At 71.4% G+C, this 19,755-nt stretch carries 23 protein-coding genes and 2 tRNA genes; 15 read left to right on the forward strand and 10 right to left on the reverse strand.

Annotated elements, in window-relative coordinates; translation table 11 throughout:
* Positions 1-246: 246 nt before the first annotated feature.
* From rocF to ACX9MN_RS12745, 3 genes are all read left to right on the forward strand, one after another.
* Entirely contained in the window at positions 247-1,215 is a 969-nt protein-coding gene (rocF, locus tag ACX9MN_RS12735) for an arginase (protein ID WP_489724629.1), read from the forward strand.
* Complete coding sequence (locus ACX9MN_RS12740) at positions 1,215-2,075, forward strand: urease accessory protein UreD (protein WP_091976401.1); 861 nt, start codon at positions 1,215-1,217, stop codon at positions 2,073-2,075. Before rocF ends, ACX9MN_RS12740 begins: the two co-directional genes overlap by 1 nt.
* Before the next feature lie 117 nt (positions 2,076-2,192).
* Positions 2,193-2,266: transfer RNA gene (locus ACX9MN_RS12745), tRNA-Cys, on the forward strand.
* A 48-nt stretch (positions 2,267-2,314) separates the two neighbouring features.
* Here ACX9MN_RS12745 and ACX9MN_RS12750 read toward each other — a convergent pair.
* Both ACX9MN_RS12750 and ACX9MN_RS12755 read right to left on the reverse strand, forming a co-directional pair.
* Positions 2,315-3,994, reverse strand: coding sequence for a methyl-accepting chemotaxis protein (locus ACX9MN_RS12750; RefSeq protein WP_489724630.1), 1,680 nt, complete (start codon positions 3,992-3,994; stop codon positions 2,315-2,317).
* 318 nt (positions 3,995-4,312) lie between these two features.
* On the reverse strand, positions 4,313-4,549 hold the full coding sequence (locus ACX9MN_RS12755) for a hypothetical protein (RefSeq protein WP_056527886.1): 237 nt from the start codon (positions 4,547-4,549) through the stop codon (positions 4,313-4,315).
* A gap of 268 nt (positions 4,550-4,817) precedes the next feature.
* Here ACX9MN_RS12755 and ACX9MN_RS12760 point away from each other — a divergent pair.
* From ACX9MN_RS12760 to ACX9MN_RS12770, 3 genes are all read left to right on the forward strand, one after another.
* Positions 4,818-4,893, forward strand: a tRNA-Asn gene (locus ACX9MN_RS12760).
* 344 nt (positions 4,894-5,237) lie between these two features.
* The gene (locus ACX9MN_RS12765) at positions 5,238-5,462 is read left to right on the forward strand and encodes a hypothetical protein (protein ID WP_489724631.1); all 225 of its coding nucleotides are present in this window, start codon (positions 5,238-5,240) and stop codon (positions 5,460-5,462) included.
* A 126-nt stretch (positions 5,463-5,588) separates the two neighbouring features.
* The gene (locus ACX9MN_RS12770; protein ID WP_056530108.1) at positions 5,589-5,831 is read left to right on the forward strand and encodes a hypothetical protein; all 243 of its coding nucleotides are present in this window, start codon (positions 5,589-5,591) and stop codon (positions 5,829-5,831) included.
* A gap of 122 nt (positions 5,832-5,953) precedes the next feature.
* Here the strand turns inward: ACX9MN_RS12770 and ACX9MN_RS12775 are convergent, their stop codons facing one another.
* The 3 genes from ACX9MN_RS12775 to ACX9MN_RS12785 form a co-directional block, all read right to left on the reverse strand.
* A complete protein-coding gene (locus ACX9MN_RS12775) occupies positions 5,954-6,637 on the reverse strand; it encodes a BA14K family protein (RefSeq protein WP_489724632.1) in 684 nt (227 codons plus the stop codon).
* 125 nt (positions 6,638-6,762) lie between these two features.
* Positions 6,763-7,080, reverse strand: a complete 318-nt coding sequence (locus tag ACX9MN_RS12780; protein WP_489724633.1) for a hypothetical protein — start codon at positions 7,078-7,080, stop codon at positions 6,763-6,765.
* A 69-nt stretch (positions 7,081-7,149) separates the two neighbouring features.
* Positions 7,150-7,332, reverse strand: a complete 183-nt coding sequence (locus ACX9MN_RS12785; protein WP_012319429.1) for a hypothetical protein — start codon at positions 7,330-7,332, stop codon at positions 7,150-7,152.
* Between the two features lie 475 nt (positions 7,333-7,807).
* Here ACX9MN_RS12785 and ACX9MN_RS12790 point away from each other — a divergent pair, with 475 nt between their 5' ends.
* From ACX9MN_RS12790 to ACX9MN_RS12800, 3 genes are all read left to right on the forward strand, one after another.
* The gene (locus tag ACX9MN_RS12790; RefSeq protein WP_489724634.1) at positions 7,808-8,449 is read left to right on the forward strand and encodes a cell wall anchor protein; all 642 of its coding nucleotides are present in this window, start codon (positions 7,808-7,810) and stop codon (positions 8,447-8,449) included.
* Between the two features lie 72 nt (positions 8,450-8,521).
* Positions 8,522-9,100, forward strand: coding sequence for an NADPH-dependent FMN reductase (locus ACX9MN_RS12795; protein ID WP_091676658.1), 579 nt, complete (start codon positions 8,522-8,524; stop codon positions 9,098-9,100).
* A gap of 345 nt (positions 9,101-9,445) precedes the next feature.
* A complete protein-coding gene (locus ACX9MN_RS12800) occupies positions 9,446-9,778 on the forward strand; it encodes a hypothetical protein (RefSeq protein ID WP_020092164.1) in 333 nt (110 codons plus the stop codon).
* A 322-nt stretch (positions 9,779-10,100) separates the two neighbouring features.
* On the opposite strand, the gene ACX9MN_RS12805 is transcribed toward ACX9MN_RS12800, so the two are convergent.
* Positions 10,101-10,316, reverse strand: a complete 216-nt coding sequence (locus ACX9MN_RS12805) for a hypothetical protein (protein WP_020092165.1) — start codon at positions 10,314-10,316, stop codon at positions 10,101-10,103.
* A 305-nt stretch (positions 10,317-10,621) separates the two neighbouring features.
* On the opposite strand from ACX9MN_RS12805, the gene ACX9MN_RS12810 reads away from it, so the two are divergent.
* Positions 10,622-10,774 (forward strand): hypothetical protein, encoded by a 153-nt coding sequence (locus tag ACX9MN_RS12810; RefSeq protein ID WP_489724635.1) that lies wholly within the window; start codon positions 10,622-10,624, stop codon positions 10,772-10,774.
* Positions 10,775-10,777: 3 nt separating this feature from the next.
* Here the strand turns inward: ACX9MN_RS12810 and ACX9MN_RS12815 are convergent, their stop codons facing one another.
* Positions 10,778-11,257 (reverse strand): hypothetical protein, encoded by a 480-nt coding sequence (locus ACX9MN_RS12815; RefSeq protein ID WP_489724636.1) that lies wholly within the window; start codon positions 11,255-11,257, stop codon positions 10,778-10,780.
* A gap of 154 nt (positions 11,258-11,411) precedes the next feature.
* Positions 11,412-12,662, reverse strand: a complete 1,251-nt coding sequence (gene serA, locus ACX9MN_RS12820; protein WP_091976388.1) for a phosphoglycerate dehydrogenase — start codon at positions 12,660-12,662, stop codon at positions 11,412-11,414.
* Between the two features lie 373 nt (positions 12,663-13,035).
* Here serA and ACX9MN_RS12825 point away from each other — a divergent pair, with 373 nt between their 5' ends.
* Positions 13,036-13,884 (forward strand): transglutaminase-like domain-containing protein, encoded by an 849-nt coding sequence (locus ACX9MN_RS12825; RefSeq protein ID WP_489724637.1) that lies wholly within the window; start codon positions 13,036-13,038, stop codon positions 13,882-13,884.
* A gap of 34 nt (positions 13,885-13,918) precedes the next feature.
* Here the strand turns inward: ACX9MN_RS12825 and ACX9MN_RS12830 are convergent, their stop codons facing one another.
* Positions 13,919-14,686 (reverse strand): Crp/Fnr family transcriptional regulator, encoded by a 768-nt coding sequence (locus ACX9MN_RS12830; RefSeq protein ID WP_489724638.1) that lies wholly within the window; start codon positions 14,684-14,686, stop codon positions 13,919-13,921.
* Positions 14,687-15,227: 541 nt separating this feature from the next.
* Here ACX9MN_RS12830 and rpsA point away from each other — a divergent pair.
* From rpsA to ACX9MN_RS12850, 4 genes are all read left to right on the forward strand, one after another.
* Positions 15,228-16,940: a 30S ribosomal protein S1 gene (gene rpsA / locus ACX9MN_RS12835; RefSeq protein WP_010683172.1), complete on the forward strand. Its 1,713-nt coding sequence runs from the start codon at positions 15,228-15,230 to the stop codon at positions 16,938-16,940.
* Positions 16,941-17,283: 343 nt separating this feature from the next.
* Positions 17,284-18,246, forward strand: coding sequence for a signal peptide peptidase SppA (gene sppA / locus ACX9MN_RS12840; protein WP_020092171.1), 963 nt, complete (start codon positions 17,284-17,286; stop codon positions 18,244-18,246).
* Positions 18,247-18,293: 47 nt separating this feature from the next.
* Entirely contained in the window at positions 18,294-18,605 is a 312-nt protein-coding gene (locus tag ACX9MN_RS12845) for an integration host factor subunit beta (RefSeq protein ID WP_012319412.1), read from the forward strand.
* An 18-nt stretch (positions 18,606-18,623) separates the two neighbouring features.
* Entirely contained in the window at positions 18,624-18,992 is a 369-nt protein-coding gene (locus tag ACX9MN_RS12850) for a LapA family protein (protein WP_026604778.1), read from the forward strand.
* 10 nt (positions 18,993-19,002) lie between these two features.
* Here ACX9MN_RS12850 and ACX9MN_RS12855 read toward each other — a convergent pair whose 3' ends face one another.
* Positions 19,003-19,662, reverse strand: coding sequence for a phosphoribosylanthranilate isomerase (locus ACX9MN_RS12855; RefSeq protein ID WP_091676647.1), 660 nt, complete (start codon positions 19,660-19,662; stop codon positions 19,003-19,005).
* Positions 19,663-19,755: the final 93 nt, after the last annotated feature.

Below are 19,755 nucleotides of genomic sequence, written 5' to 3' on the forward strand. Positions count from 1 at the left end.
GTTCCGGCAAGATTTCGCCGCGCGGGTCGTCACGGACGCCCGCGCGGCGTTGAGGGATGCGCGGCATCCGGCCAAGTTTCGGCCAGCCCGTTTCGGCCAGCCCGTCGTCCCGCGGCCGCCCCGGACACACCGTGACGGATCTTGCTGACCGATCCCGTCTCGCGGTCGGCGTCATCGGCCGGTTATGAGTCCGGGTGGTAGAGCGGCCGCGGAGAACGGTCGCTTCGTGACGGCGATGGAGGTGGGATGAGCGGCGAAGACCAGCTGGACCGGGCGCGCAGCATCGCGCTGATCGGGGCCCCGATCGAGGTCGGGACCAGCGAGGCCGGCGCCCTCATGGGCCCGGCGGCCCTGCGCACGGCCGGGCTGGTGCGGGCGCTCGCCGAACTCGGCCACGCGATCGCGGATCGCGGCGACGTCACCCCGGACGGGCCCGCCGGGACGCGCGGGCTGGACGGTGTCGCCGCCTGGACGCGGGCCCTGTCCCGCGCTGTGGAGGACGCCCTCGACGCGGGGGCGCTGCCGCTGACCGCCGGCGGCGACCACAGCCTGTCCCTGGGCTCCGTCGACGGGGTGATGCGGCACTGCGCGCGGCGCGGCCAGCCCGTCTTCGTCCTCTGGCTCGACGCCCACGCCGACTTCAACACGCCGGCGACATCGCCCTCCGGCAACGTCCACGGCATGCCGCTCGCCGCCCTGTGCGGCGAGCCGGGCTTCCCGCCGCTCTTCGCCGAGCCGACGCCGGCGCCCCTGCCGCCCGCCGACGTCCACCTGTTCGGCCTCCGGTCGATCGATGCCGGCGAGCGCGCCCTCGTGACGGCGCGCCGGGTCGGCGTCACCGACATGCGCACGATCGACGAGTTCGGCGTCGTGGCGCCCCTGCGGCGGGTGCTCGACCGCGTCGCCGCGCGGGGCGCGCACCTCCATGTCAGCCTCGACATCGACTTCCTCGATCCGTCGATCGCCCCGGCCGTGGGCACCACCGTTCCGGGCGGCGCCACCTTCCGGGAGGCCCATCTGATCATGGAGATGCTCCACGATTCCGGTCTGGTCCGCTCCCTCGACGTGGTGGAGCTCAACCCCTTCCTCGACGAGCGCGGCCGCAGTGCCCGGGTGCTGGTCGAGCTGGTGGCCAGCCTGTTCGGCCGGCGCATCCTCGACCGGCCGACCCTGCCGATCGAGGCCGTGCCGGCAGAGCCGGCCGGGCGCGCCTGATGCACGGCCCTCTCGCGCCCTCATCCGCGCCCGAGATGACCGCGCCCGCGCGCCAGCGCTCGGACGGGCGCGTCCAGCTGCGTGTCGGACTGGCCCGTCCGGGCGGCGGGACGCGCATCCTGGATCTGGCAGAAGCCGGGCCGTCGCGGCTGCGCTTCCCCCGGGGCACCGGCGCGCCGGAGGCGGTCCTCGTCAACACGGCGGGCGGCGTCGCCTGCGGCGACACCTTCGCCATCGACCTCACGCTCGAACCGGGGGCCGAGCTGGTCCTGACCACGACGGCGGCCGAGAAGATCTATCGCTCTGACGGCCCCGTGAGCCGCATCGTCAACACGCTGAATCTGGGGGAGGGGGCCGGCCTCGCCTGGTTGCCGCAGGAGACGATCCTGTTCGATCGGGCCCGGGTGCGGCGGCGCTTCGTGGCCGATCTCGCCGAGGGGGCCGCGCTGCTCGCCGTGGAGGTCGTGGCGTTCGGCCGCGCCGCCCGGGGCGAGCGGATCGGCGACGGGCTGTTCGCGGATTCCTGGCGGATCCGCCGGGGCGGGCGCCTCGCCTACGCCGACGACCTCCTGCTGGAGGGGCCGATCAGCGACCACCTCGCTCGCCCGGCCATCGGCGGCGGCGCCCGCGCCTGCGCGACGATCCTCGACCTCTCCGCCGGGGCGGAGGCGCGCCTCGAGGAGGCGCGGACCCGGCTGGCCGAGGCCGCGTCGCCCGGGACGACGGCGGCGGCGAGCGCCTGGAACGGCCATCTGGCGGTCCGCGCGCTGGGCGACGCGGTCGGGCCCCTGCGCGGGCTCGTCGCCCGCTTCCTCGCGGGCTACCGCGGCCTGCCGATGCCAAGGGTCTGGCAGAGCTGACGCGGTCCGCACGATCCGGGCCTCGGGGCCGTTGCCTGCGACCGCCGACCTCTGCTAGAGACGCGCACCCGGAGCTGTCCGCCAAGCTCCGGACGGGACGGCAGCGCCGTTCGGGAAGGCCTCGTGGCGGAGTGGTTACGCAGAGGACTGCAAATCCTTGCACCCCGGTTCGATTCCGGGCGAGGCCTCCATCCTTCCCAGACAGATTGTGCCGGCCGTGACGGGCCGGTGCGCGCCCGTCAGGCGCCGTGGACCTCCACCATGAAGGTCTCGATCGCCCGCTGCAGGCTGTGGGTCCCGGCATTGACCCGGGCGGCGCTGCCGCGCACCTGCCCGGCCTGCGCCTCGTTGGACGCGGCCGCGGCCTGAACGCCCGCCACGCTCTCGGAAACCTGCCGGGCCTCCGCGGCCGCGCCGAAGATCGCCCGCGCGATCTCCTGGCTGGCCTGCCCCTGCTGGTCGGTGGCGTCCGCGACCTCGGAGGCGATCAGGCTCATCCGGGCGATGGTCTCGCCGATCGTGCCGATGGCGCCGACCGTGCGCCCGGCGGCCCCCTGGATCGCCCCGACCTGCCCGGTGATGCGGTCGGTGGCGAGCGCCGTCTGGCCGGCCAGCGCCTTCACCTCCGCGGCGACCACCGCGAAGCCCCGCCCCGCGGCGCCCGCGCGGGCGGCCTCGATCGTGGCGTTGAGCGCGAGGAGGTTCGTCTGCTCGGCGACCTCGCGGATCAGCGTGACCACGGCGCCGATCTCCTCGGCCGCCTGCGAGAGGCTCATCACCGTCTCCTTGAGCCCCTGCGTGTCGGAGAGGGCCGAGGTGGCGATCGCGCTGGTGTGACGGACCCGCGCCTCGATCTCCCGCGCCGAGGCCGAGAGCTCCTCGGCCGCGCTGGCGATGCTGTCGACGAGGCCCGCGCTCTGCTGCGACGCTCCGGCGACGACGGCCGACTCGGCCGCCATCGCGCCCGCGTTGCCCGAGAGCGTGTCGGCCGCCGCCTGCATCGCCTCGGCCGAGTCGGCGAGATCGGTGACGGCGCGGTGCGTCTCGGCCTCGAAGGTGCGGGTGGCCGCGGCCAGGGCCTCCGCCCGGCTGCGGTCGCGGTCGCGCCGCGCCTGCGCCTCGGCGTCGAGGTCGCGCTTCTCGATCAGCGCCGTCTGGAACGCCGCGATGGCGGCGGCCATCTCGCCGATCTCGTCGCGGCGGTGCGTGAACGGGATCGCGCGGCCGAGATCGTTGGCGGCGAGCGCCGTCATCCCGTCCTTGAGCCGATGCAGCGGCCGCCGCACCTGGCTCACGATGATCCAGATCGCCGCGAGGAGGCCGAACGCCAGCGCCGCGGCCGGCACGGCCACCAGGGTGATCCGCGCCCGACGGCGGTCGGCCGCGTCCGCGGCGCGACGGGCGTTCAGGCGGTTCAGCACCTCCCGTCCGAGAATGCCGATCTCGGCGACCATGCGCTCGCGGTTCTTCACGGTCGCCTCGTCGGTCGCCTGGATCAGCGCGGCCTTGGGCGAGACCGTGAGACCGAGTTCGGCCGTATCGGTCTGGTAGGCGACGAATTCCTTGACGAAGAGGTCGAACCGCCGCCGACGGTCGGCGGGGAGTTGATCCTCCATGGCCTCGAGGAAGGGCACCCGCACCTGCTCCACGGTGGCGAGGGCGTCGTGGAGCGCCGACAACCGTGTGCGCGCCTCGGTCGTGTCTTCCGCGGTGTAGAGGGCCGTAGCCTGCACCACCGCGTGCTCGATCGCCTGCCCCAGGGCGCCCGCCTGAAGGCCGGCGTTCCAGATCCGGTCGGTGGCGGCCGCCCGCTCCTGCTCCCAGTTCGATTGTCGAACCGCGAAGGCAGCGATGCCGATCGCCACCAGGGCCAGCAGCCCGATCACAGCGGAGAGCTTCAGGCCGAGTGAGATGCGCATGGCGACGAGCCGCTTCTGGCCGGAGATTCGTGTGACCGCAGCTATATCGAAGCAAATCTTTTTGAACAGGTAAATATAGCCGGCAAAAACATTTATCTTATACTCCGAAGCTCCGAAATTTTTGCCATCGCGCGGCCCGGCTCAACCTCCGCATCCAAGAGCTCATCGGAGGAAGAATTCGCGGATCTCGGCCGGTGCCGGATTGTCAGTTCAGTCTCGCGAGCGCTGCCGGCAGATGCGCCGGCAGGCAGGAGCACTGTTTCGCCCGGACGAAGCTGGATCGCCGCGCGCCCGACCGCGCGGGACACAGGTCGGCGATCACGGCAGGCGGATCTCGGTCCGACCTGGGATGCACGGCTCTGGAAGCGGTAGGGCGGCCACGATCTCGCGACGGAGATCGTCGCGCTGGGCCTCCACGAGGTCGGGGAGGATATCGGCCTCGTGCTCGTCCAGGGCCGCGATCAGGCGGGGATGGTCGGCGCTCCACTCGAAGGCGACGCGCACCTCGCGTTCGGCGTAGGGGTCCTGTGGGTCGAGACAGCGATGGGTCGGCATAGCGGCAGGGTCGTCACACCGGCGCGCCGGCAGGCGGTCCCCGTAGGAGCGGGAGACGACAGACGGATGACTTCCACCGGCCGCGGACCGGCAGAGCCGGCGACGGGCCTCGGCGACGATGTTGCCGATCAGTCACATTCCGGGCCTCCCGACCTCCGCGGGAGGCGCCACGCGCTGTGTCGGGGGGCGCAGCGCGTCGGTTTGGACGCGGATCGTGCATCGAGGCCCTTGCGTCACGCCATCCCGGTGTGTAGAGACCCCCTCGTGATCCCCGATAGCTCAGTTGGTAGAGCAGGCGACTGTTAATCGCCTTGTCGCAGGTTCGAGTCCTGCTCGGGGAGCCATCCACTTACCAACATCTTGATCGAACTGAGTTTTCGGATCTCTCACCCGTCCCGGGTTCTGAGGTTCGGGAACAGCGTTGCCGTTCCGGCATCCGTCAATACGTGCGACGTGCCGTGTTCGACTGGCGCGATGCGGGCGTGCCGGCGCCTCTGCCGACCGGTGCCGTCGCAGATCGATCCTCCACACTCCCCGCGGGATCCGGCGCGCGGTGGCGCCGATGGATGGCGGGATGTTTCGCGCGCCCTCGAACGTCTACGTCGTGCGCCCGTGCCGCCCGCCCCGATGTGGCGCGGCGCGCTGAGCCACGACGACAGGCACGGCGGTGATCCCGATGTCGGGCGGCATGCTCGGTTCCCTGGCCCTGGCGGCCGTCTTCACGCTGGGGTGCTTCGGCATCCACAGCGCGCGCCGGCATCCGGACGCGGTGACCATCGGTCTGTTCCTCCTGCTCGGCCTGCTCGCGTCCCTGTATGTCGGCCGGCACGTCGGACCGGACGCGCACCATCCCCCGTGGCAGCACGAGGCCCTGTATCGCGAGAGCGCGCCGACGTCGCATCCGACGATGTGACGGATGCAGCATGGCGCTGTCGGAGCGCGCGGCGACATCGACTGTGATCGATCGCGACGACCGTCGCGTGTGGCCGATGGCCTCGCGGTGACCTAGTTCCCGGAGCCCTCCTGCGAGAGACCGGCCATGGCTTTCCCCGATGCGAACGAACCCAGCGCCACGTCGATCAGCGCCCTCGAGCTGGTCAATACCCTGATCGAGCGCAAGGAGAGCGGCGAGCCGGTCGACGCCGACATCCTGTCTTTCCTGACCGACATGGAACGGCTCGGGCTCACCGACACCGATGCCTACGCGACGCTCGACGCGTATCGGCCTGGGCCCGCACTGGGTGCGACCGGCGGGGATGACGCGAGCGAGGCGGACGCCTAGCGCCGGCGATCCGCCGCGCCGTCCCGGCCGGTCGTGACGATGGCACCTTCATCCCCGCCGACGCCGCGGCGTCTGCGGGGATGGTCCGAGCCGGATGCGGCCGTCGTCAGGACGGTCGCGGCTCACCGGCAGCGGTGGCGACGTCCATCCCGGCCGAGATAGGTTCCGCTCTGCGGATCGTAGGATCGGAACCGGCGCGCGCAGTAGCGGTCGTCGTCCGCGACACGGTAGGTCTCGGTGTCGGCGTAGCCGTACGTGACGGGCGCGTAACCGCCGTAGTATCCGGTGTTGTAGCCGTATCCCGGATAACCGTAGTCGCCGTACAGACCGCCCACGGCGACGCCGAGGCCGAGGCCGCCGAGCCCGTATCCGCCCCGTCCGTAGCCGTAGCCGTAGCCGTAGGGGCGGCCGTAGTAGCCGCGGTTGTAGCCGTAATGGCGATGATGACCGTAGCCCCGGTGGGCGCCGAGCCCGTGCCCGAACCCTGGATTGGCGAATCCGCCGCCGACAGCCGGTCGGCCGAAATTGTGGTTGCCGAAGCCGTTATTGGCGAAGCTACCCCCTCCGGCACCGGCAGCCGGCCCGAAGGCGTGATTGCCGAAGCCCCGGTTGGCGAAGCCGCCGCCCGCGGCGCCGGCCCCGACGCCGGGACTGCTGAAGCCGCCGCCGACGGCCGCCGATCCGAAATTGTGGTTGCCGAAGCCGTGGTTGGCGAAGCTGCCCGCCTGCGCCATGGCTCCGGTCGGCGCCCCGAGGAGAGCGCCGGCAAGGATTGCCGACGCGATCGCTGTGACTGTCGTGTTCATGGTCGCCACTCAGGCTGTGTTGCGTCTACTCTGATCAACGTCGCGCCCGAGACGGCCAATCCCGCTTCCTTTTGTCCCGCCACAGATCGGAGAGCGGCGCGCCGCCCTGCTCGTGAGCCGGAGACCTACGAGTGCTGCTGGGCCTTGAGGCTACTCTGCGTCCCAGACTCGTCCGTCTTCGGGTTCGCGAGGCCGCTCGTGTTGCCGTCGGTGTCGGCGCCCGTCTCGGCAACCACCTGCCGGTTGCCGGCGTGGTCCTGGTACTGCTCGGTCTGGACGTTCTTGCTGTCCAGACCGCGCTCGTCGCTGCGCCGCGACTTGTCGCGGTTGCTGAGCACCATGTTCTCCGGCAGCACGCCGTCGGGCAGGTCCGACATGGCCCCGGATCCGGTTCCCTTACCCTGAGCGCCGGGACCGACTTTGTGCCGACTGGCATTCGCCATGATCATTCTCCGATGCGGATCAACACGTCTCGGGCACGGCGGCTCGCGGTGCCCGCGCGGATCGGGCGGTCAGCGATCCTGCTGGTAGCCCTGGTTGGTGGTGTTCACCTTGGAGTTTCCGGCCTGGCCGACCTTGTCCGGATCCTTGGTCTGGGATCCGGCGCGCCCCTGCGTGAGCGGCGCTTCGGTGGCGCTGCCGGGGCCCTTGTCGGACCGGTTGGCCGGCGGAACGGGCGGTGGCTTGGTCGTCATGTGCACCTCGTGGTGACCAGTAAGGAGCCAACCCGACAGGGTACTCATCGTTCCGGGCGCAGTTGTTCCGGCCACGCTCGAGAGCTGAGCCGTGGCCCGCGAATAGAACGACACACTTACCTCCGCTCATCGCGACCGCGATGGGGCGATTGATCGACTGTTCTACTTCGGACAATCGCGCGACGATGGCGGCACGTCGCGGCTGTTCGGGAACCGCGCGAGACGATGCGAACGGGCCCGGATCTTCGTGGCGGCGACGGCGACACCGCCCGAGAACCTGCGCCGTCGCGACGACCGGCGCGCGCGCCCCGACCGGATCCGTGCCGATGCGGTATCTGTCGGTCGGCGCGGCCGGCAGATTCTGCCGCTCGGCCGATCCTGCCGGCCGAGAGCCCGGACCCGCCGCTGAAATCATTGGGAAAATTCTGGAACGACCCGTGCCTGACCACCGTGAGGGCGGTCGCGGAGGCGTACCATGTCGGTCAACACGGTTTCGGGCAGTTCACTCCAGCGGGACCTCGTCAGCGCCCTCAGGCAGGCGCGCGCGGCGAACGTTGCCCGCCTCGATGTCGGCACCGCCGCGACGGCGAACCAGGAGACCGGCAAGCAGGCGGCCGCGGACGACACGGCCCCGTCGACCGGGACGGCCTCGACTCCGACCCTGTCGAACGACCTGATGGCGTCGCTCCTCCAGCTGCAGTCGGACTTCAGCCAGATGGGGCTGCAGAACGGCGTCACGACGCCCGCGGAAGCCGCGGCCAACGCCGACGACACGTCGACGACCGGCACCGCCACCGGTACGGCGCCCGGTCAGGCCGCGGGCGGTGCGTCCGCCGTCCATCACCATCGCGGCCATCACGGCCACCGGCCGGTGTCGGATGCCGAGCAGAGCGAGGGTGCGGCCCAGGCCGGCACCGCGACCGACGCGTCCGCGGCCTCATCCGCGGCCTCGTCCGCGAGCACGTCCGCCACCGCGACCGCCGATCCCGCGACGGCGACCGGCAGCGGCAGCGACCTGCAATCCTTCCTGCAGCAGGTGACCAAGGCGGTGACCGCCTACGCGGCCGGCGGACCGCTCGGCATCGCGGCCGCGCTGACCAGCACCACCAAGGTCTGACGATCCCGGGCTTGGCCCGCGGCTGGAGCGGCGCGGCCGCCTCTGGCATGATCGGGGCAACCGGAGAGCGCCATGGCCCTGACCGTCCCCGTGATCCTCGGCAGCGTTCGGACCGACCGCATCGGCATCCGCGCCGCGCGCTTCCTGATCGCGCAGCTGGAGTCCCGCGGCCACGCCGCCCCCCTGGTCGATCCGGCCGAGCTGGCGCTCCCGCTCCTCGACCGGATGTACAAGGAATACCCGGCCGGGACGGCGCCGGAGCCCCTGCAGCGCTGCGCCGACCTCTTCCGCCGCGCCGACGCCTTCCTGGTCGTCACGGCCGAGTACAACCACGGTGTGCCGCCGGCACTGTCCAACACGCTCGATCACTTCCTCGAGGAGTATTTCTGGCGGCCCTCGGCCATCTGCTGCTACTCGGCCGGCCAGTTCGGCGGCGTCCGGGCCGCGATGCCGTTGCGGGCCATGCTCGCCGAGATGGGCATGTCCAGCATCCCCTCCCTTCTGCCGATCCCGCGACTCCAGAAGGTCATTGACGCGCAGGGCGTCCCCGCCGAGCCCTGGCTCGCGGCGGCGGCCGGCCGCTTCCTCGATGAGCTGGAATGGCACGCCGAGGCCCTGCGGGAGCGGCGCCGGGGCGGCACGCCGTACTGACCCGCGGAGCGCCCTCCGGACGCCGCGGGCTCGGGTCGGACGGTGGCTCGAGCGGTGTGGCCCCCAGCATCGCCCCTGCCGGAGCGGAGGTATTCGGACTGCGAACCGGGCCTGCACGCGGGCGTTTCTGTGCGCTGAATCTGTCGAGACGGCGCATTCGATTCTGGAAATGCCCAAATACTCGGCACACGATTGTAGAACAACTGTGCCGGATCGGGCCCGCGAGACGTTGAGCCCGCGGAGCGCTCATGTCGCGAGACAGTATTGCGCTGTTGCAAAAAGGTGGCTGCACACGCCCCCGAAGTATGAGAGCTTGGCCGTGTTCCCGAACCCGGACCGATTCCGATGAAGATCGACGAGAGGGCGCTCCTGCAGGAGCGCGTGCGGACGCTTGTCCTGCGCCACGCCCTGGAAGCCGTACTGGACCGCCTCGCGTCGGTGGCGCGCGAGGCCGGGAAAGATGCCGAGACGGAATTCCTGAGCCTGGAGCAGTCGCTCGTCTCGGCCGCGCGCGGTCTCGCCGATCGAGCCACCGCCCAGAAGCTGGCGGTGCTGGTCGCCGTCGAGGACGCGGGCACGACGATCCGGGCCGCGTTCGACAACGCCCATGACCGCCTCGAGGCGCTGCGGCCGGCCCATCTCACCCTCGTCGCACCGACGGCGGCCGTCGCCGCCTAGCTGCGCGCGGTCTCGGGCTGAGCCCGGAGCGCCCGGCGCGGACGGGATGTCGGTGCGGCCGCGCCTCGGGCTGGGACGCGCCGCCGCGGGATCGTCGAGGACAGCGGAGATCTGGGACGCCGGGACCGGAATCCGGGACCGAACGCCCCGCCGCGCAACCGATACAGGCGGCGTCTCCTGCCGCACCGCTCGAAGATCCGGTCCCCGACCCGCCGTGGCCGGCCGGACACGTCCGCGAGGCTCCGCTCCGGCGCGGCCGGGGCTGGCGGAAGCCCGGATCGGGCGGGCGCGTCCGCGACGCGCCCGCCAACTCACTGCCAGCTCACTGCTTGGCGCGGTTGATGATCGCCCAGAGCGCGTGGGCGACGGGCTCGGTGACGGTGCGACGGTACTTGCGGTGAACCAGTTGCCCGTTGTGGTAGACGTCCTGCTCCACGTAGAGCCGCTCGCCGTCCCAGCGGACGATGTTGTCGGACTCGGTGGTCTCCTCGACGCCGAGATCGCCTCGGAGAATCGAGTTGCCTGTCTGGGTCAGCATACGCGCGTCCTCGTTCACGCAGTCGGTTCTACCCGGGAAGCGCCGCCGCGGCCCGTGCAGCGCGATCCCAGGCAGCCCCCGATGTGGGCAGCATAGGAGGGCATCGGCGGACTTGCCAGCGAGGTGATGGACGCAAGCGCCCGACCGTCACGTCGTCCCCGCCGGCCCCGCGATCCGGGCACGACCTTAACGTTACCCATGTGCGCTTCGGCACGTCCAGCTCGGCCGTAAGGTGCGATCCTTCACAGGCGCACCCAGTCTGTCCGCACGACGCGGGCGGGATCGGCGGCGCGACGGAGGCGTCCATGCTCGCTCGCCCGTTCCGCCTGCTCACCCCGGCGCTCGCAGCCCTCGGACTCGTGGCCCTGCGCCTCGCGAGCCCGTTCATCGGGCCGGTGTCGCCCGCGCAACCGGGCGCGACCGACGACGCGGGCGTCGTCTTCCGGCACTATCTCTGACGCTCAACCCCGGCGGCTCAGCACGGGAGCGGTGGCCGGCAGCGGGCAAGACGCGCCGGCCGCGGGCCCGAGGATGATGTCGCCCTGGCGCGGGTTGTTGACGGTGAACGGGGCCGTCTCCTGGAGACCGATGAAGCCGCGCCCGATCTGCGGCACGAACAGGTCGCCCCCGAACCGGACGAAGCAGCGGTCGAGCACCGCCTCGTAATCGAAGGTCCGCTGGGTGACCGGGGTCCCGCCCGCGCCCGGCGCACCGCAATAGGCCGCGATGTCGATCTGGCCCGGCCGCGCCAGCCGCACCGGGAGCGACTGGCCGGGCAGCAGCGTGGCGGGCGGGCCGCCGTCCTGACGGGCGACCAGAACGAGGTTCGACCGGTTGTAGACCCGGCGCAGGCAATCCGCCGACGCGCCGGAGACGACCGAGACCGACCCGACGATGCCGAGCACGAGGCCGGCCCATGCGCACGCTACACGCTTCGTCACCGCAATTCCTCCGCCGGCCGGGCGCTCGACCGGCCGAGGCCGTCGATGGTGCCGTCCATGACTTGAACAGCGGCCAGCTTGGCCGCGCAAGACGAACGCGGCAAGACCCGCCGCGTTCACGCGCGCATCGTAAATTCCCGCGCCCGCCTCGGGATCAGCGGCGCTCGTAGAGGAGGCGGGCCCGGATCGTCCCCGGGATGGCGCGGATCTCGGTGAGCAGCGCCTCGGCATCCGCGTCGGTGGCGTCGGTCTCCAGCACCACGTAACCGACCTCGCCGTCGGTCTGGTAGAACTGCGCGGCGATGTTGACGTGGCCGCGGGAGAACACGTCGTTGAGCCGCCCGAGCATGCCGGGCAGGTTGCGCTGGACGTGGATGAACCGCGTCCCGGTCGGACGGGCCGGGAGCTGCACCTGCGGGAAGTTCACCGCGCCGACCGTCGAGCCGATATCGGAATAGTCCACGAGCTTGCGCGCCACCTCGGAGCCGATCCGCTCCTGCGCCTCCTCGGTGGACCCGCCGATATGCGGGGTGAGGATCACGTTCTCGAGGCCCTGGAGCGGGCTCACGAACGTTTCGGCGTTCGAGCCGGGCTCCACCGGGAAGACGTCGACGGCCGCGCCCTTGAGATGGCCGTCGCGCAGGGCCGCGGCCAGCGCCTCGAGATCGACCACGGTGCCCCGGGCGTTGTTGATCAGGAAGGCGCCGGGCTTCATCGCCCGGATCTCGGCGGCGCCGATCATGTTGGCGGTGGCGTCGGTCTCCGGCACGTGCAGCGAGACGACGTCGCTCTGCGCCAGCAGGGCGTGCAGCGTCTCGACCGGCTCGGTGTTGCCGTGGCGCAGCTTGTCGGTGTGGTCGTAGAACAGCACGCGCATGCCCATGGCCTCGGCCAGGGTCGAGAGCTGCGTGCCGATATTGCCGTAGCCGACGATGCCCAGCGTCTTGCCGCGCACCTCCAGCGAGCCCACCGCCGACTTGTCCCAGCGGCCCGCGTGGGCGCCCACCGAGCGCGGAACGATCCGGCGCAGCAGCATCACGATCTCGCCGATCGTCAGCTCCGCCACCGAGCGGGTGTTGGAGAAGGGCGCGTTGAAGACCGGGATGCCCCGGTGGCGCGCCGCGTCCAGGTCGACCTGATTGGTGCCGACCGAGAAGCAGCCCACGGCCAGGAGCCGGTCCGCCGCCTCGAAGGCGGCCGCGTCGAGCTGCGTGCGCGAGCGGATGCCCACCATGTGCACGCCCTGGAGCGCCTCGTGCAGGGCCTCCCGGTCCAGCGCCTTCGGCAGGCGGGTCAGGTTGGTGTAGCCGGCCGCCCGCATCAGCGCCACGGCGCTGTCGTTGATGCCCTCGAGCAGCAGGACGCGGATCTTGTCCTTCGGCAGAGAAAGCTTGTCGGGCGTCATGGGCGTCGATCGTCTGGCAGCAGGCCGGGCCGGGCGGTGCCGGCAGGCCCTGGAGTCGAGCGGCCTGGGATAAGAGGGCGCCGTGTGCGTTGCAACATGGCGCGGTGACGGACCGCCCCGCTTGACCGCAGCCCCGCCCACTGCCTGCCGCATGGCTCCCGCAAGGCTCTCGCATGGCTCATCGGATGCCGGCCGGTTCGGGCGCGGCACGTCCGGCGCGGGCACCGCTCTGCCAAATATTCGGGCAGTTCAAACCGGCCTGAACTGGCCTGATCGACGGAACTCGACCCCGGCTCGCGGCTTATTGGGCCCTGTACTGTAACGGCCCGCCTGCCGCTCCGTCGGCCGGCGTCCTTCCTCACGGTCCCCGACGATGCATATCCGCACCGGCTTCTCGATCGCCTTCGACACGTTCGGCCCCACGCCGATGAACCTGCTCCTCAACGTGCGCCCGGAGCGGCGGGGCGACCTCCTGACGCCGGAGGTGATCGCCTTCGATCCGCCCGTCGCGGCGTCGCAGCACGTCGACGCCTTCGGCAATGTCTGCACGCGCATCGTCGCGCCGGGCGGCCGGATCACCATGGCGGCCGATTTCACGATCGCCGACAGCGGGCTGCCGGACGATCAGGCCCCCGGCGCCCGGCAGATCGCCGTTCAGGACCTGCCCGGCGAGGTCGTGCCGTACCTGCTCGGCTCCCGCTACTGCGACACCGACAAGCTGTCGGGCATCGCGTGGTCCCTGTTCGGCGGCACGCCGGAGGGCTGGGCCCGCGTCCAGGCGATCGTCGACTTCGCCCACACCCGCCTGCGCTTCGACTACCAGCAGGCCGACGCGACCCGCACCGCCTTCGACGGCTACACACAGGGCGTCGGCGTGTGCCGGGACTTCGCGCACCTGGCGATCACCCTGTGCCGGTGCATGAACATCCCGGCGCGCTACGCCACCGGATACCTCGGCGATATCGGCGTGCCGAAGGACCCGGCGCCGATGGACTTCTCCGCGTGGTTCGAGGTCTTCCTCGAAGGGCCCGAGGGGCCGCGCTGGTACACGTTCGACGCCCGCCACAACCGGCCCCGCATCGGCCGCATCGTCATGGCCCGCGGCCGCGACGCCACCGACTGCGCCCTGACGACGAGCTTCGGTGCCGCCCATCTGGTCCGGTTCGACGTCCACACCGACGCGGTGACCGAGGCGCCGGAGACCCTGGCCCGGGCCGCCTGAGGCGCGCGCCCGCCGCGTCACCCGGCCCCACCCGCTAGACCGCCTCGGCGGTCTCTCGGGCCGGCGCCGCGTTGTTCGCCAGGTGCAGGAACGTCTGGTCGAACTCCGCGACCTCCGTCAGCGCGTCCCAATCCTCGATGGTCAGGATGCCGCCGCTCAGCGTGACGAGCCCGCGTCCACGCAGGGTGCGCAGGACCCGGTTGAGATGGACGCTGGTCAGGCCGAGCGCGTCGGCGAGTTCGGATTGCTTCGGCACCAGCGGGCAGCTCAGGCCGCGCGCGAGCCCGACCGCCTTCTGCCGGAGATAGAGCTCGCAGAACAGGTGGGCCACGCGGCCCAGCGCCTGCCGCCGCCCGAGGCTGGTGATCCGCTCGCGGTAATGGGCGGCGTCGATGAGGCTGTCGCGCCAGAGGGTGCCGGCGAGCCCCGGATTGCGCAGGAGGACCGCGCGCAGATCGTCGTGCGCGATCAGCGCCACGACGCAGGGCGTCAGGGTGGCGAGGTTGTGATCCATCCGGTGCAGGTGGAGGCTCTGCAGATCCGGCAGGTCGCCCGCGATGTAGAACGACAGGATCTGCCGCCCCCCCTCGGCGAGGGCGGCGTAGCGGTAGACCCAGCCCTGGAGGACGAGGCAGCTGTGGGTCGGCCGGTCGCCGAACCGGACGATGTCGTGGCGGGCCGGCAGGTTCCGGACCGTGTGCGGCAGATCGAGGAGCGCCGCGCGGTCGGAATCGGACAGCCGCGCGATGCTGTCGAGCTTGCGCGCCAGCATCTCCATCGGGGTGTTGTACCCGTTCGGCATCGGGGGCTCAGGCCCCGGATCGCGCGGAGCGCGCGGTGCCGCCGCGCCGACGGCGGGCAGCCCGAGAGTCGAGATCAGGACAACCCACGCTTCACCCCCTTACGCCCCGGATCGCCGACCGGCGCGGACCTCGGTCGAGCGGGGTTGCCCCCTCAGCCGGCGGAAGCGCGACCGCAAACGTTCGACGGCGGACGAGTTTGCCGGATCTGCGGCCGGCGGCAAGACCACCGATATCGCCCGGACCCCGCGGACCGTCCTCTGCCCGGCGAGCCTAAAACCCTAATCGGTTGAAGTCGCAAGGCCGATGCTGTAAGGGACGCGCGTCCTCCCGGATCCGCCCTCGCGCGCTCGTCTTCTGGCGCGCCCGCCGGGCCGCCGGACGGACCGCCCTCGTCATCCGTATCGACGCGTCGGCAAACCGGGTCCCGCGGGACCGGTCGCCTCTCCCGAAAGACTCCGGGAAGGCCGCGGCGAACGGGGGCGCCTGCAACGCGAGCCGCCGACGCAACGGGCCTCCGCCGGGGGCCGTTCAGGAGACAGAATGACCGCAGGTACCGCTCTGGGGCGTGGCCCGAGCCGCGAGGATTTCGCAGCCCTCCTCGAGGAGAGCTTCCTCGAACACGAGATCACCGAAGGCTCCGTCGTCAAGGGTCGCGTCGTCGCGATCGAGAAGGACGTGGCCGTCATCGACATCGGCGCCAAGACGGAAGGCCGTGTCGCGCTCAAGGAATTCACCGGTCCCGGCCGCGAGGGCGAGCTGAAGGTCGGCGACGAGGTCGAGGTCTACGTCGACCGGATCGAGAACGCGCTCGGCGAGGCCGTCATCTCGCGCGACAAGGCGCGCCGCGAGGAGAGCTGGGTCAAGCTCGAGAAGTCGTTCGAGAACAACGACCGCGTCACCGGCACGATCTTCAACCAGGTCAAGGGCGGCTACACGGTCGACCTCGACGGCGCCGTGGCGTTCCTGCCGCGCTCGCAGGTCGACATCCGCCCGGTCCGCGACGTCACCCCGCTGCTGGGCACCCCGCAGCCGTTCCAGATCCTCAAGATGGATCGCCGCCGCGGCAACATCGTCGTGTCGCGCCGGACCGTCCTCGAGGAGAGCCGCGCCGAGCAGCGCTCCGAGCTGGTGGCCAACCTCGAGGAAGGTCAGGTCATCGACGGCGTCGTCAAGAACATCACCGAGTACGGCGCGTTCGTCGACCTCGGCGGGATCGACGGCCTGCTGCACGTCACCGACATGGCGTGGCGCCGCGTGAACCACCCGTCCGAGGTGGTCACGATCGGCCAGACCGTGAAGGTCAAGATCATCAAGATCAACCACGAGACGCACCGCATCTCGCTCGGCATCAAGCAGCTGCTCGCCGATCCGTGGGAGGGCATCGCCGCCCGCTACCCGGAGGGCGCCAAGCTCAAGGGCCGCGTGACCAACATCACCGATTACGGCGCCTTCGTGGAGCTGGAGCCGGGGATCGAGGGCCTGATCCACGTCTCCGAGATGAGCTGGACCAAGAAGAACGTCCATCCGGGCAAGATCGTCTCCACCTCCCAGGAGGTCGAGGTTCAGATCCTGGAAGTCGATCCGGTCAAGCGCCGCATCTCGCTCGGCCTCAAGCAGACCCTGCAGAACCCCTGGGAAGCCTTCGCCGAGAAGCACCCGGTCGGTTCCGAGGTCGAGGGCGAGGTCAAGAACAAGACCGAGTTCGGCCTGTTCATCGGCCTCGAGGGCGATGTCGACGGCATGGTCCACCTGTCGGATCTCGACTGGAACCGTCCCGGCGAGCAGGTCATCGAGGAGTTCAAGAAGGGCGACATGGTCCGCGCCCAGGTTCTCGACGTCGACGTCGAGAAGGAGCGGATCTCGCTGGGCGTGAAGCAGCTCGGCGGTGACCCCTTCGCCGAGGCCGGCGAGATCAAGAAGGGTCAGATCGTCACCTGTGAGGTGGTCGAGGTGAAGGATGCCGGCGTCGAGGTGAAGATCGTCGACACCGACATGCAGACCTTCATCCGCCGGGCCGAACTCGCCCGCGACCGCGGCGACCAGCGCCCCGAGCGCTTCGCCACCGGCGAGAAGTTCGACGCCCGCGTCGTCCAGTTCGACCGGAAGGCCCGCCGCGTTCAGGTCTCGATCAAGGCCCTCGAGGTCGCCGAGGAGAAGGAGGCCATGGCCCAGTTCGGCTCTGCCGATTCGGGTGCCTCCCTCGGCGACATCCTCGGTGCCGCCTTCAACAAGAAGCGCTCCGACGACGAGTGAGAGACGGCCCCTGCCGCCCGGCCTGTCCGGGCGGCGGATCCGCCGCGTTGAGACCCGCGCGGGACCCCGGTCCCGCGCGGGTTTTTCTTTGGGCGCCGGCAATCCAAGGTTGCCGGGGCCGCGCAGCGGGCCCGGTCGCGCCGCCCGACGCGACAGCGACGGGCGGCCCCGTCATTTTCTTCACGCGCCCCGTATCCACGCCCGCGGAAAATGCTCTAGAACACCGGCCTCGCACGGCTCGGACGGAGCGAGCCGAAGGAAACCAAGGACTTGCCCGGCGCGGGGGTACGGCTCCCGCACCCCGTCGAGGGGCCGGTCGGGGTGCTTTAGGGGAAGCGACAGCATGGCAGCCGATGCCGAACTGCTGATTGACCGGCGGCGCCTGCGCCGCAGGTTGTCCCTCTGGCGCGTGCTCGGCGTCGGCGGCCTCATCGTGGCGGTCGGGGCCCTCGGGTACCGGGTGCGGACGGGCGCGGACGGCGCCTTCGCGGTGCAGCCCCAGATCGCCCGCATCTCCGTCTCGGGCTTCATCGCCGGGAGCGAGGCCACCGCCAAGCTGATGAAGCGGGTCGGCGATTCGGACGCCGTGAAGGGCGTGATCGTCTCGATCAACTCGCCCGGCGGCACGACTACGGGCTCGGAGGAGATCTTCCGCAACCTCCGGGCACTCGCCGCCAAGAAGCCGATCGTGGCCTTCGTGGACGGCACCGCCGCGTCCGGCGCCTACATTACCGCGATCGCGGCCGATCACATCGTCGCGCGCGAGACCAGCCTGGTCGGCTCGATCGGCGTGCTGTTCCAGTACCCCGACTTCTCGGGCCTGCTGGACAAGGTCGGCGTCAAGGTCGAGTCGGTGAAGTCGTCGCCGCTCAAGGCCGAGCCCTCGGGCTTCACCCCGACCTCGCCGGAGGCGCGCGCCGCGCTGGCCTCCGTGGTGGGCGACACCTACGCGTGGTTCAAGGGCCTCGTCGCGGAGCGCCGCGGCATGGATCCGGCCCAGCTCAGCACCGTCTCGGACGGACGGGTGTTCAGCGGGCGCCAGAGCGTGCCGCTGAAGCTCGTCGACGAGCTCGGCGGCGAGCGGCAGGCGGTGGCGTGGCTGGAGAGCGCCCGCGGCGTCCAGACGAACCTGCCGATCAAGGACTGGAAGCCCGCCTCGGAAAGCCGGTTCTCCCTGTGGTCGGCCGCCGGGATCGGCGCCGACCTCCTCGGCCTGGAAGGCCTCGCGGCGCGGCTGCGGTCCGTCGGCGCCGAGGCCGAGGCCGCCCGGGGCGGGATGCTCGCCCTCTGGCGCCCGGAACCCTGAACGACCGCCGCGCAGCCCGCCCCGATCCCGCGAGAAGATCCCACGCCATGATCAAGTCGGAGCTCGTCCTCAAGATCGCCGAGCAGAACCCGCATCTCTACCAGCGCGACGTGGAGATCCTGGTCAACGCGATCCTCGACACCATTTCCGACGCGCTGGCCCGCGGCGACCGGGTCGAGCTGCGCGGCTTCGGCGCCTTCTCGGTCAAGCGCCGGGAGGCGCGCCGGGGACGCAACCCGCGCACGGGTGCCGCCGTTGCCGTGTCCGAGAAGGCGATCCCCGTGTTCAAGACCGGCAAGGAGATGCGCCAGCGCCTGAACGCCGCCGGGATCGGCGAGAATGCCTCGGCCGCCGAGTAGGAAGGACCTGTGAGCGCGATGATCCGTTTCCTGAAGAGCCTCGTGCTGCTGCCGATCGCCGCCCTGGTGATCCTCCTCGCGGTGGCCAATCGCGCGCCGGTGCGGCTCTCCTTCGATCCGTTCAACGTGGACGCGCCCGTCTTCAGCGTCGATCTCCCGCTCTACGCGATCCTGTTCGGCGCGGTGGCCCTGGGCATCGTGGTGGGCGGCATCTTCACGTGGCTCGGCCAGGGCAAGACCCGCGCGCGGGCGCGCTATCACCGCCGCGAGGCCGTCCGGCACGAGCGCGAGGCGACCCGCCTGCGGGCCTACGCGCCGGAGACCGAGACCTCGGGCGTCTACACGGTCCCGAATACCGGCCGGACGGCCCTGCCGGCCCCGCGCTGAGGCGGTCCCCTCAGCGCAGGCCGCGCGCCGCCGCTACGAAGGCCGCGATCTTCGCCGGATCCTTCACCCCGGGCGCCGTCTCGACCCCAGACGAGACGTCGACGGCGCCGATCCCCGTGCGGGCGAGGGCGTCGGCCACGTTTCCGGCATCCAGTCCGCCCGACAGCATGGTCCCGGGCGGGAGCGCGGCGCCGCGCAGGATCTCCCAATCGAAGCGCCGGCCGTTGCCACCCGGCAGGGCGGCGTCCGGCGGCGCCTTGGCGTCCAGCAGGATCCGGTCGGCGACCGCCGCGTAGGCCGGCAGGGCCGCGAGATCCGCCGACGTCGCGATGCCGAGCGCCTTCATCACCGGCCGTCCTGTCCGGGCACGGATCGCCGCGACGCGCTCCGGGCTCTCCCGGCCGTGGAGCTGGACCAGATCCGGATCCACCGCCTCGACGGACGCGGCGAGAAGCGCGTCGTCCGGATCGACGAGCAGGATGACCCGCTCGGCCCGGCCGCGGGCCAGAGCGGACAGCGCGGCGGCCCCCGCCAGCGCCACGTGCCGGGGACTGCGGGGGAAGTGCACGAGGCCGATCCAGTCCGCCCCGGCCTCCAGAGCGGCGGTCAGGGTCGCTTCGGTGCTGAGCCCGCAGATCTTCACGCGGGTCGGGGGCGGGGAGGAGGCCATCGGCCTCCTATAGCCGATCCCGCACCGACGAGCAGGCCCGCGGCGCGCCGAGCGGTCATACCGATCGCGCCCGCACCGCCCACCCGGCAGTGC

This window comes from Methylobacterium sp. 1A (assembly GCF_058072805.1).